The following is a 12,856-nucleotide window of genomic DNA, read 5'->3' as shown; positions in this document are numbered from 1 at the left end:
TTACTCTTCGTTCCAAGCGGTAAATGACAAATCCAATAAAAAAAGACATCCAACACGAGCAAAAGACGCCCAAACGATAGCATTATAAACTATATTTTTGCCCAAAAACATGACCGCTCCGTAACAGGGGAGGACATATCTTACGCATCAGACTGGCAATAGAGAGATGTATAAAAATGCGCCTTATGCCGCTTGTAGCATCATCGCCAGCGCTCGGTAATCCTTATCAAACGCAGGATCGGTAGCCCGTAGCTGCGCCACTTTATCGCACGCGTGCATCACTGTCGTATGGTCACGCCCTCCAAACGACTGACCGATATCAGGGTAGCTATCACCCGTCAGCTCACGCGCTAGCGCCATCGCAATTTGTCTGGGTCTTGCGATATTGCGTGTACGTTTACGACCCATAATATCTTTGACACTGACATCATAAAACTCTGCCACCACCTTGCGGATATTGTCCATATTCACCGCTTGTACGCGCATCGCCACAATGTCTTTGAGCGCGTATTGCACCATCTCAAGGGTAATCGGCGCGCCCGTTAGATTGGCGTTGGCAAATACCTGATTGAGCGCACCTTCTAGGCGGCGCACATTGGACACCACGTTTTGTGCGATAAACAGCGCGCACTCTTTAGGCAGCACCATACCGTAGCTTGCTGCCTTTTTCTGCAAAATCTGCATACGCGTATCAATCTCAGGCGGGTCGACCGCAACCGTCAGTCCCCAAGAAAAACGTGAACGAAAGCGCTCATCAAACTCGGTCATTTGCGACGGATGACGGTCTGAGGCAAGTATCAGCTGTTTATCACCACTCGTAAAGTCAGCAAACAGCGTCAAAAACTCATTACTGCTTTTGGTCTTACCTGCCAAGACATGAATATCATCCACGATCAATAAATCAACTTTTTTAATTTTTTTCTTAAAATCTTCAATTTTATTATTTCTTAAAGAATAAACCAATTGGTTAATAAATTTTTCAGAAGTAAAATAATAAAAACTTCTATTTGATTTTAAATATCGATGAGCAACAGAATGCATTAAATGTGTTTTTCCCAAACCAGAAGACCCATAAATAAATAATGGATTATGACGATTTTTGGATTGTTTTTTTCCAAGCTCGTAACACGCCTTATACGCCAGATTGTTGGACTTACCTGTGACAAAGGTCTCAAACGTAAAGTCAGGGTTTAGGTAGCTGAGCGACTTGGTATCAACAGCATCACTAAATGCCGCTTGCTGGGCTTGATGATTAACGTTGTCTTTAAAATCAAAGCCTTGGATACTAGGATTTTGTGCTTTTGGTACGGTGGGGGAGGGGAGGTTAGATGGTGTAGGACGTGCCTCAATAGGCTCATCAACCGTCAATTCTGTCTTGTGATTGATATTATCAACACGTACAACGACATCGTCGATAGCCCCTTGCGCATGCTTGGCTACCAAATGCTTGATGTCTTCTAAATGATTTTTTTTGATATATGAGACGAAATAATCATTAGGTGCTCGAATCACTAAGGTTTGCGCCTCTTGGTGCGCAGATAAAGGGCGTAGCCACATTGTAAACACATTGTCTTTGACCTGATAGCGCAGATCATTCAAACATCTGTCCCATATGGTGGCTGTATCTATCATTGCTATTTCATACCCTTGTCAATCTTCAAAAATATTGGCGAAACAGGCCTATCAAACCCGCCTCAATCGCCTCTAAAAACTAGCGAGCTAATGTAGCATAAATCACCTGTGGATAACATCTCATTTTCTGGGGATAACTGTGTGGATAAAAATGGGGACAACTTTTCAGCCCCAGTTACGCACATTTTACCCACAACTTATCCACAGGGTTACCCATAGTATAGAATTTTGATTTTTATACAAAAATATGAGTTATCCTCAGAAAATAGCCATCCCAATAACAACAATATCTATATATATTATTATAATTATTATTATAGAGCAGCCAGTTTTCTGTGGATAACTTTAGTAATTTAACTAAACCAGCAGCCACTGAAATGAGGTTCTTATAGCTAAACTGAGTGCTTAATAACGATCACGCAGGCATAAGATATTAGGTTAGGGTGCATAGTAAGTAAGACCTTTAGGAGCACAGAATAATCAAAACCATAAATTCAATAATCATTTATTGACCAAAGACAGTAAAAACGATATACTTCTTCGTTATTGCCAATTTGGTCCATTATTTCGTTTAGATAGGTGAGTTATGAAACGTACATTCCAGCCAAGCGTGATTAAACGCAAGCGTACTCACGGTTTCCGTGCTCGTATGGCAACTAAAAAAGGCCGCCAAGTTTTGGCTCGTCGCCGTGCGAAAGGTCGTCATCGTCTGACTGTATAATCTCGACCACAGTCACCAGCATTGGTGAGTGATTGACGATACACAGTAACGACATTGATAAGCTATAGATTCAGCTGGTATTGAGCATTGAATCATTTGCACAGGCAGACCATCTGCCATCTGAAGCGTTATAGCCTGTTTATCATAGAGTACTGTATATTAAGAGCGCCGCAAGAGGCGCTTTTTTTGTGGCTGTTAAACGGTGAATATTTAGTATTGATACAGATTACATTTACATGAACAGGTATGTATTATGGAAAAAACGTCTTTAATATCAAGTGATAATCGCTTCTTAAAATCTCAGCGTTTGTTAACCCCAAAAGCCTTTAAAACCGTATTCGATGCTCCTGAACGTAAGCTACACCAAACACACCTGATGGCATTTGTCCGCGATAATGAGGCAGAACATGCGCGTCTTGGTATGGCTATCACTAAGCGAAAGGTGCCTACAGCAGTGATGCGTAATACGCTAAAGCGTCATATTCGTGAAAGTTTTCGTAAAAAAAATAGTCTATTAAAAAATAAAGATATTGTTTTTATTGTTAAAAAACCTATAGATAGTTTATCAAAGAAAGAAATAAATTTAGAAATAAATAATATTTTAAAAAAAATTAAAATTTAAAATATGTTTTTTATTAAAAAATATATAAATAAAATAATTTATTTTTTTATTTATTATTTTATTTTTTTCTATCAAAAAATAATCAGTCCGATGATGCCAGCACGTTGTCGCTACTATCCAACCTGCTCAGCGTACGGGATGCAGGCTATTAGGTGGCATGGTGGCTTACGCGGCGCATTTTTACTGATTAGGCGTTTGGCACGTTGTCAGCCATTTGGCGGTCAAGGGATAGATTTTGTACCGCTACCCTTATATCGCTATCGTTATGATTATATTCCGCACACTCCTTCTATTTCTCAGGATGTATCAAGTTATACCCAAAGTTATCCACAGCATCATTGTGTGTGGACAGATCGCTATAGCTACAATAAACGCTTAGCAAACTGGCTGCGCTAAATAGCGCTTATACCTAGCATGTTGCATGCTGTTACCTTTGAAAAGAGGCGTTAGCTGACGACAGGTATCATTTAATACGGTTTTTTAGTAAAATGATGACCATTTTGTGTCACGGTTTTTCTGCTTTGCTGCCTTATCGTAGCGTATAGCGACTGTGATAACTGCCCTTATAGTTCACTCTAGGAAAGGTTTATGCAAAAGATATTTCGGGTGATGATCATCATTGCGATGCTGATTACCGCTTATCTGCTGATTTTGGCATGGCGTGATGATTATGCAGACGCGCCTGCGGTCGATGCAGTGCCAGAGACGACGACCTCAGTGGGTGCAGATATTCCCTCTTCGACAGGTGCTGTCGGTGATATTCCTGCACAGACGACATCAAACAACGCGCCAGTCGCTACTACGCAGACAACGGATGGTGGTTTGATTACTGTTGTGACGGATCGTTATGATATTAAAATCAACCCAGAAGGCGGTGACATCGTTTATGCTGCGCTTAAACAGTACGATGCGACCCTTGATAGCGATAAGCCTTTTGTTCTACTAGAGAGCGACAGCAACCGTGTTTATGTGGCACAGTCTGGTCTCATGGGGCCAAACGGTATTGATACTGCTGCTGGTCGCGCCAAATACAGTCACGATGCCGAGCGCTATGTGATGGAGGATGGACAAGATACGCTGTCTGTACCGCTAACCTATGAAAAAGATGGTGTGACGGTTACCAAAACCTTTATCTTTACGCACGATAAATATCCTATCGATGTCCGCTATCAAATCCAAAACCGCTCCGATAAGCCATGGCAAGGTCAGCTGTTTGCGCAGCTAAAGCGTGATGACAGCGCTGATCCTGGTATGTCAAACAAGGGCGCACTGAGCATGGCGACCTACTTAGGTGGCGCGTGGGGTACGCCTGATGATCCTTATAACAAACTGAAATTTAAAGAGTTTAATGATGGCGAGTTGACTGTATCTAGTAAAGATGGTTGGGTCGGTATCGTGCAGCATTACTTTGTGTCTGCGTGGACACCAAGCAACTTTACAGGTCAATTCTTTAGCAATGAAAATAACGGCGATTATTTTATCGGCTTTAAGAGTGAGCCTGTTAATATCGCTGCCAATAAGCAGTTAACCCTTGACGCAACCTTGTATGCAGGTCCAAAAGTTCAGTCTGAACTTAAAGACGTGGCGGTCGGTCTAAACAAAACCGTTGATTATGGTTTGTTATGGCCCATCTCCAAGGTGTTGTTCGCGCTGCTAGAAGGGATTCACAAGGTCATTGGCAACTGGGGCTGGTCAATCATCGTACTGACTATCTTGGTTAAAATTGCCCTAATGTGGTTCTCAAATAAAAGCTACTATTCTATGGCGAAAATGCGTGCTATTGCGCCGCGTTTACAAGCGCTAAAAGAAGAGCATGGCGATGACCGCATGAAGATGTCTCAAGAGATGATGAACATCTACAAAGAAGAGAAGGTCAATCCAATGGCGGGCTGTCTACCGATTCTTATGCAGATGCCGATTTTCTTAGCGTTATATTGGGTATTGGTCGAAAGTGTTGAGCTGCGCCATGCGCCATGGATTTTATGGATTCAAGATCTATCGGCGATGGATCCTTGGTTTATCTTGCCACTGCTTATGGGTGTGTCGATGTTCGTACAGCAGCAGCTGAACCCACAGCCAACCGATCCGATGCAGGCCAAAGTGATGAAGTTTTTACCGATTATCTTCACCGCGTTTATGCTGTTCTTCCCAGCAGGTTTGGTACTGTACTGGACCGTGAACAACTTGTTTAGTATGACGCAGCAGTACATCGTCAATAAGAAGGTTGAAGAAGAACAAAAGCGCCGCACAGTAAAAGTGGTTGACTAAACCGCTTTTTGTCATACAAAACCATCGCTACGGCGGTGGTTTTTTTATGGGAAATGGATACTTGCTGTGACGAAGTTTGTTTTGTCAGTAGGGGTGCAGGCGTCTATAATGGGTACTTTAAAATAGCCTCATAGGATTGTTGTGACCGAATCTTCCAGTGCCTCTTCTCAGCCTCAGCAAGCGACCATTGCTGCCATTGCGACGCCTCAAGGGCGCGGCGGGGTCGGTATTATTCGCTTATCGGGCGCGCGTGCATATGATATTGCGTGTCAATTGACACGCAAAAAATCCTTTACGCCAAGGCTTGCAAACTTCTGCCGTTTTTATCAAGCAGATGGCAGTGTGATTGATGAAGGGTTGGTACTGTATTTTAAAGCGCCGCATTCGTTTACAGGCGAAGATGTGATTGAGCTACAAGGGCATGGCGGCACCATATTACAAAGCTTGCTATTAACCCGTACCTTTGAGCTGGGGGCGCGCCAAGCCAATGCAGGTGAGTTTTCTTACCGCGCTTTTGATAATGATAAGCTCGATTTGGTACAGGCAGAGGCCATTGCTGATGCGATTGATGCCACCAGCGCGGCAGCGGCGAGCAGTGCGATTCGTTCATTGAGTGGCGAGTTTTCAACCAAGGTTAATGCACTGCTTGAGCAATTGATTCATTTACGTCTGCATGTCGAAGCGGCGATTGATTTTCCTGATGAAGAGGATGTGGACTTTTTGTCAGATGGCGTGATTCAAGACAAGCTTGAGCAGACTCAAGCGAAAATCGCCCAAGTCTTAGATACCGCAAAGCAAGGTCAGTTGCTACGTGACGGCATTCATGTGGTGTTGGCAGGCCGTCCCAATGCAGGCAAATCCAGCCTACTGAACACCTTGGCAGGACAAGAGCGCGCGATTGTCACCGATGTGGCAGGCACAACCCGTGATACGCTACAAGAAACTGTCGTTTTAAAAGGGCTGACGCTGCATTTGACTGATACAGCAGGCTTGCGCGAGACGGAGGATACGGTCGAGCGTATTGGTATTGAGCGCGCCCGCGCTGCGATTGCGCAAGCGGATTTGCTGCTGATGGTCTATGACCGTACCCGTGATATTGCGGGCACCGATGGTGTGTTGGCGCTTGCTGAGCAACTTTTTGGCACGCTTCCTGATGCCAAGCGTCTATTGATGATTGCCAACAAAAGCGACTTACTTGGCGATACCGATGAAGCGGTGTTGGTCACTCAATCGGGCTATACCCATGTCAATGTTTCATGTGAAACCAATCAAGGTATTGAGGTATTGGTTGATGCATTGTGCGATAAAGTGGGCTTTCATCCTGCCGAAAACAGCCTGATTGCGCGTACGCGGCACTTGGATGCACTCAGACGCACTAGCGCGCATTTGGACGCCGCACACGAGCAGCTGGTGGTGTTTGCCGCAGGGGAGCTGGTCGCCGAGAGTCTGCGTCAAGCGCAGCAAAGTCTTGGCGAGATTACAGGCGCGTTTAGTGCTGACGATTTACTTGGCAAAATCTTCGGCAGCTTTTGTATTGGTAAGTAAACGTTCATCCATTTGTGGATAAAGAGGAAAAATATGCATTGTCCGTATTGCAACGCGTCAGAGACCAAAGTGATCGATTCACGCCTTGCTGCTGATGGCGCGCAAGTGCGTCGCCGCCGCGTCTGTAGCGTCTGTCAGGAGCGGTTTACTACCTTTGAGATGGTTGAGGTCGTCATGCCACGTATCATTAAATCTAGTGGCAAAATAGAGCCGTATGACAATGAAAAACTACGCCGCTCAGTCATGCTGCCACTACAAAAGCGCCCGATTACTATCGATGAGCAAGAAGCGATGATTAGCCGTATCGAAAAGCGTGTGCGCCAAATGGGTGAGCGTGAAGTGAGTAGCAATGTTTTGGGCGAAATTATCATGAGTGAGCTCAAAGATTTGGACGACGTTGCCTATGTGCGTTTTGCCAGTGTCTATCGCGACTTTCAAGACATTGATGCCTTTCAAAAGGAACTGGCGAATATTCGTCCCAGTGACAAGACCGATAACGTTGTAGAGGGCGAAAAGACGCTGTAGTCGCAAGATAATAGCTGTTATCGCCCAGAAGCTAAGCACATCAGTGCCCTTATTTAAACAAACACCGAGCACGGACAATAAATACGTATGACTGAGCAAAGCAGCGCTATACACGCCAGCGACCGCTATTTTATGATGCTAGCGATTGAAGAGGCTAAGCGAGGGCTATACACCGCTCGCCCCAATCCTGCGGTCGGCTGTGTCTTGGTAAAAGACGGGCAGATTGTCGGAAAAGGCTTTCACCCAAAGGCGGGCAAAGGACACGCAGAGGTGTATGCGCTCGCTGAGGCTGGAGACGCTGCAATGGGGGCGACTGCGTATGTCACCTTGGAGCCGTGCAGCCATACAGGACGCACACCGCCATGTGCCAAAGCCTTGATTGCCGCACAAGTGGCGCGCGTGGTGATTGCAGGGCTGGATCCCAATCCGCAAGTCTCAGGGCGCGGCGTAGCGATGCTAGAAGCTGCAGGCATCCAAGTCACCGTCGGCGTCATGACCGCGCAAGCAGAAGCGCTTAATACAGGGTTTCTTAAGGTGATGCGTACGCAAATGCCGTACGTGCGCCTAAAAATCGCCACCAGCCTCGATGGACGTACCGCGATGGCAGATGGCAGCTCAAAATGGATTACTTCAGACGCTGCGCGCCAAGATGTGCAGCATTTACGGGCGCGTAGTGGCGCGATTGTCACGGGCAGTCAGACGGTGATTGCGGACAATCCAGCGCTCAATGTACGCTCATTACAGCTTGGCGTGGATATGTCAAGTATCCCACAGCCCAAAGTCGTGATACTCGACAGACGCCACCGTTTGGCGCTGGCGGATGATTCCGCGTATCAGCTGTGTCGTAAAGAGGACACTGTATTTTGGCGAACAGACGACTTAACGACCCTGTTACAAGACTTGGTGCACACGCATCACTGTCACGATGTCTTGGTCGAGGCAGGTGCGCAAGTGGCGGGCAGTTTTTTGGCACAAGGATTGGTCGATGAGCTGATTGTTTACCAAGCCCCCTGTTTGCTCGGCGATGCAGCCAGGCCGATGGTGGACTATCATCCGCTTTCCCTTACTGAGCAACTGCGCTTTGACTGCAGCAGTCATGAGCGTATTGGAAATGATATAAAGATGGTTTTTAAGCCATTATAAGGCTGTTTGATACAGCAATGCTATTTAGTAACACAAAAAACGCTGTAATGCTGTCCCACTGGGGATAAATGTTGTATAAAACAGCGAATAGAAGGTTTCACATGAAACTGTGTATAACTTTTAGCAAAAGGTTTCACATGGAACATTTTCCAAGATGAATAATTTATATTTAAGTAAAAATATATTTAAAATCAGCAACTTATAATTGATATATATGATTTTAATAAAAACGCTTTAACGAATAATAAGCTGTGGATAACTTATGAAACCTAGCTAAAAAGCGTGGAACATACAGGTAGGTCACAGAGTTATCCACAGGTTTTTTAACAAATGAGTATGGGGTGGTTATGTTTACAGGCATTATTGAGAGTATGGGTACGGTCAGAGCGATGCAGCCTACAGGTGGCGATATCCGTTTGGTGGTTGCGTCTGACAGCTTAGACTTTAGCGATGTGTCTTTGGGCGATTCCATCGCTGCCAACGGTATTTGTTTGACGGTGGTTGAGTTCGGCAAAGACTATTATGCAGTTGATGTTTCACGTGAAACAATACAGCGCACGGCGCTAGCGACGCTACAAGTAGGGGATAGTGTCAATTTAGAAAAAGCCATGCTGCCGACCACACGCTTTGGCGGACATATTGTTGCAGGTCATGTGGATGGCGTGGGTACGGTAAAATTGCTGAAAAAAGACGCGCGCTCTATCTATATCGAGATTGAGATTCCGCATGAGTTGGCGCATTATACTGCGACCAAAGGCTCTATCACGCTCGATGGCATTAGCCTGACCACCAATTTGGTACGTGACAATATCGTGTGCTTAAACATCATCCCGCATACCGCACAGATGACCAACATCGCCAAGCATTGGTTCGTTGGCAGCAAGGTCAATGTAGAGGTGGATATTGTGGCGCGTTACTTGGAGCGTTTGTTGCTAAAACCACAGACCCGTAGCGATACAGCAAGCACCCAAGGTGGTATTGACGAAGCCTTTTTGGCAAAGACAGGGTTTTTAAAATAGTCGGTGTTTATTCGTTTTAATAAAAAGGGCACGCAGCAGACGTGCGTTTTTTAGGGTCTGTCATCGCCATTTATTCACTGCGCGCCAAAAACTGCTGCAAGGTTTCTTGTAGTTTGTTTTTATTGACAGGCTTGGTCAAAAATCCATTCATACCGACAGCAAAGCATGCCTTGCAGTCCTCATCACTACTGTTGGCTGTCAAGGCGATGATGCTGATATTGTCACCAAGCGCGCGAATCGCGGCGGTAGCTTCTAGGCCATCCATCACAGGCATACGGCAATCCATTAAAATCAGCGAAATATCTTCTCTTTGTGTTTTGAGGGCAGTGAGCGCTTGCTGACCATCAGCGGCAACCAAACTGCGATAGCCGAGCTTCTCGAGCATTTTTACGGTGATTTTTTGGTTGGTTAAGTTGTCCTCAACCACCAAGATTAAGGGCTTTTCTTCGGGTATAGCTATAGGTAGTTTGGCGGCCTCAGTAACTGCATGAGATGCGGGTGGTACGTCTTTTTCAGGTACGGCTGCAGGTACGACAGTTAGGTATCGGCGCGTAGCTTGGGTCACACGCACCAGCTCAGAGAGCAACAAAGTGACGTCCAAAGGCTTGGTCAAAAATCCATCAAAATCTTCGATAAAGATAGATGGGATACCGCGTTCAGACTTCATGCTAAGAAGTAAGGCAGGGAGTGTCTTATTTTTATATAAGGGTGTTAATTGGTCAGACAGACCATTGTCCTTAAGGTCTTTTTGATAGCGTTCGTAATACTCATAGTCCAGCAGTAACACAGGGGCGTGCGTTTGTGAAGGGTTGTATAAGAGCTGTTCGATATGCTGCTGCGCCGTCGAGTCAAAACCCACAAAGGTCTTGACGCTCACGGACAACTGCTTACAAAGCTTGTTTAGTGCATTAGCGGTAACGTGCTGATTGACGATAGCGACCAAATGTACCGAGCGAATAGCTGGGGACGCGGGATAGGCCAGCTGCGGCTTATCTGCGTAATATGGCAAGTATAAATGAAAAGTACTACCCATACCTTTTTCACTTTGTACGCGAATAAATCCGCCAAGCAGCTGGGCAAAATTGTTCGAAATAGCCAGTCCTAAGCCAGTACCCCCAAATTGGTGTCCAATATGAGTATTGGCTTGACCAAAATAAGAAAACAAATGCGCCTGCTCGTCTTCGTTGATACCAATACCTGTATCCTCTACCCGAATATGCAACCAGCTGCTAGGCGGATGATGATGCTGTTTTTGCCATATTTGGATGGCATGAGCGGCCAAGGTATTGGCATTTTTTTGTTCCTTCGCACCTTTGTTTGAGTCTGATAAAGCTGGTGTACTGATAAGATGGTTGACATACTCTGAGCTGACGCGCTCTATAATTAATGCAACATAGCCAGATGAGGTAAATTTAATGGCATTATCGAGCAGATTAATCATAATCTGGCGCAAACGGCTGCCATCGGTTGAGATGTGACGCGGTGCATCAGGCATAAAAAAGTGCAGTAATTCTACGTTGTTGCGCCACGCACTGGCAGTCATAAGGTCGCATAGATGTTGGCTAAGTGCCAAAACGTCCACATCATCATAAAGAATGTCCATTTTGCCCGCTTCGATTTTTGCCATATCCAGTAGGTCATTTAACATGGTCAACATAAACTGGCTGGATTCGCTTAAAATATCGAAAACCTCTTTATTACTCTCAGACAAGCTGTCGACATTCACTGTATCTAAGGTAGTAATGATGGCATTGAGCGGGGTGCGCAGTTCATGCCCTAAGACAGATTTTAAGCGGCTCATATCTGAAAGCTGGTCAAGCAGCTGAGCGTTTTGCTGCTGAAGCTGCTTACGCTCAGTGACAAAGTGCTGTACATTATCCAGCATCACTGTAAATCCATGCACCTGTCCATATTCAGTGAACCAAGGGGTGATTTGTAACTGATACGCTTGCTTATCGAGTGCGCCATAGACCAGTAGAGTACGACTGACGCGCAATGCTTCAGGCTGACTTAAATACTGCTGTGTGGCTTTATCACTCCCAATCAAAAAATCAGTCAAGGTATAGCTGGCATCGCGTCCAAATGACGTGGTGAATAGCTGCTCAAAGCGCTGATTAAAAAAGCTAACTTGGCCATGCCTTGACATCATTAGCATCGGTAGTGGTGCTCGCTCAACCAGCCGCTCAAGGCGGTGTGTTAAGGTCTGAATTCGGCGATGCTTACTATTGAGCTGATAACTGATACGGCTAAGCGAGTGGCCCAAATGTAAAAACTCCGAGGTCGGTTCAGAGTCGTCTAAAAGTAAGGGTGAGTACGTATTGCGCTTGCCTGTCGTGATGGCATCAACGTAGTTTAGCAGGCGTGCCCAGCTATTGCGCCGCTGCAGTAGATAGAGTAGTGCGATAAAAAACAGTGCCGTCACTGTGATTAACGGCAGCCATATCTCATAATGTAACCACGGTATGTCAGGATGCTCGTGACAGATGACGGTATATACCTGTTGCCCATCTTTTAGATTAATATGACCAATTAAATAATGATGTGTAAGATGATAGGCACTGATATCAGACGTCGACTGATTGTTGATAGTGGGAAAACTAATACCTGCAATATCATGTTCTTTTGGATCGATATGATTGTATACCGCTGTCTGCCCTGAAGGTTGCATAAACACCAGCTGATAGCTGATATCTTCTAAAATAGGTCTTGCCAAAATACGTTTGATGGCTTGGTCGCTAGGCACGCCTATGGCGCTAAGCTCATACACCAAGGTTGAAAAAATCATCTCACTACGCTCTTGGTACGCGCGCTGCATGGTCGCTATCATCATCGTGTAATAGAGCACCAGCATAATAACGAGCGTCGTTGTATAAAACAAAAGCAAGCGTTTTAATGACTGGTACTGTCTCATGAATAGCAATCCTGTCTTAACGTGTCAGACACGTCGATGCAGATATTAAGGTAGCGGCTTATCATTTGGCTGGCGTGCTACATGCACAAAGCACTTTTTAAAAATAAAAGTAGCACAGCTTTTGTCCAATGTAGGGCGTGTTGAACATTCGCAAATAGGCACTGCTGATCGCTAAAATTGTTCCAGACAAGGCGCAAAGCGACGATAATGCAGATGCCTTAGCGAGATTTGCAACGCAGTATGGGGCAATTTTAGCATCAGCCCGCAGGGACAGGACTCTTTTTTGCCGCTTCATCGTTAAATATAAACGCTTAGAATGACTAAACTTATTATTTTTAACCTCGAATCGCCTAAAAAATAGTCGCTGTCAGTGCCATGGTCGAATGGTCAACACGCCCTAATGTATGCAATGATGCGTTAGCCTAGAAAAATACGCGCAAAAGGCGCACAGTGGCGTCTATTGGCATACA

10 protein-coding genes are annotated in these 12,856 nt (G+C 45.3%); 8 read left to right on the top strand and 2 right to left on the bottom strand.

Translation table 11 applies throughout. The annotated features are described in order from the left end of the window. Positions 1–183: 183 nt before the first annotated feature. Positions 184–1,632 (bottom strand): chromosomal replication initiator protein DnaA, encoded by a 1,449-nt coding sequence (dnaA, locus tag JIE71_RS01590; RefSeq protein ID WP_199506978.1) that lies wholly within the window; start codon positions 1,630–1,632, stop codon positions 184–186. A gap of 586 nt (positions 1,633–2,218) precedes the next feature. Between dnaA and rpmH the strand changes: the two genes are divergently transcribed. From rpmH to JIE71_RS01550, 8 genes are all read left to right on the top strand, one after another. Continuing rightward, positions 2,219–2,353: a 50S ribosomal protein L34 gene (rpmH, locus tag JIE71_RS01585; protein ID WP_007394757.1), complete on the top strand. Its 135-nt coding sequence runs from the start codon at positions 2,219–2,221 to the stop codon at positions 2,351–2,353. Positions 2,354–2,606: 253 nt separating this feature from the next. After that, positions 2,607–2,975: a ribonuclease P protein component gene (gene rnpA / locus JIE71_RS01580; protein ID WP_199506977.1), complete on the top strand. Its 369-nt coding sequence runs from the start codon at positions 2,607–2,609 to the stop codon at positions 2,973–2,975. 90 nt (positions 2,976–3,065) lie between these two features. After that, entirely contained in the window at positions 3,066–3,371 is a 306-nt protein-coding gene (gene yidD / locus JIE71_RS01575; protein WP_416231996.1) for a membrane protein insertion efficiency factor YidD, read from the top strand. A 192-nt stretch (positions 3,372–3,563) separates the two neighbouring features. After that, positions 3,564–5,243, top strand: a complete 1,680-nt coding sequence (gene yidC, locus JIE71_RS01570; protein WP_199506975.1) for a membrane protein insertase YidC — start codon at positions 3,564–3,566, stop codon at positions 5,241–5,243. Positions 5,244–5,384: 141 nt separating this feature from the next. Further along, positions 5,385–6,788, top strand: coding sequence for a tRNA uridine-5-carboxymethylaminomethyl(34) synthesis GTPase MnmE (mnmE, locus tag JIE71_RS01565; protein ID WP_323126901.1), 1,404 nt, complete (start codon positions 5,385–5,387; stop codon positions 6,786–6,788). Positions 6,789–6,821: 33 nt separating this feature from the next. Further along, positions 6,822–7,313, top strand: coding sequence for a transcriptional regulator NrdR (gene nrdR / locus JIE71_RS01560; RefSeq protein WP_199506974.1), 492 nt, complete (start codon positions 6,822–6,824; stop codon positions 7,311–7,313). An 87-nt stretch (positions 7,314–7,400) separates the two neighbouring features. Beyond that, positions 7,401–8,456, top strand: a complete 1,056-nt coding sequence (ribD, locus tag JIE71_RS01555; protein ID WP_199506973.1) for a bifunctional diaminohydroxyphosphoribosylaminopyrimidine deaminase/5-amino-6-(5-phosphoribosylamino)uracil reductase RibD — start codon at positions 7,401–7,403, stop codon at positions 8,454–8,456. Between the two features lie 347 nt (positions 8,457–8,803). Further along, positions 8,804–9,475, top strand: coding sequence for a riboflavin synthase (locus tag JIE71_RS01550; RefSeq protein WP_199506972.1), 672 nt, complete (start codon positions 8,804–8,806; stop codon positions 9,473–9,475). A gap of 70 nt (positions 9,476–9,545) precedes the next feature. On the opposite strand, the gene JIE71_RS01545 is transcribed toward JIE71_RS01550, so the two are convergent. After that, positions 9,546–12,386 carry a response regulator gene (locus JIE71_RS01545; protein ID WP_199506971.1) on the bottom strand — a complete coding sequence of 947 codons (2,841 nt, stop codon included), beginning with the start codon at positions 12,384–12,386 and terminating at the stop codon, positions 9,546–9,548. Positions 12,387–12,856 lie beyond the last annotated feature (470 nt).

Source organism: Psychrobacter sp. bablab_jr014 (genome assembly GCF_016464015.1).
In the GTDB taxonomy this organism is placed as follows: Bacteria; Pseudomonadota; Gammaproteobacteria; order Pseudomonadales; family Moraxellaceae; genus Psychrobacter.
Note: the sequence above shows the minus strand (reverse complement) of the source record. Positions and strands in the feature narration are given on the sequence as shown.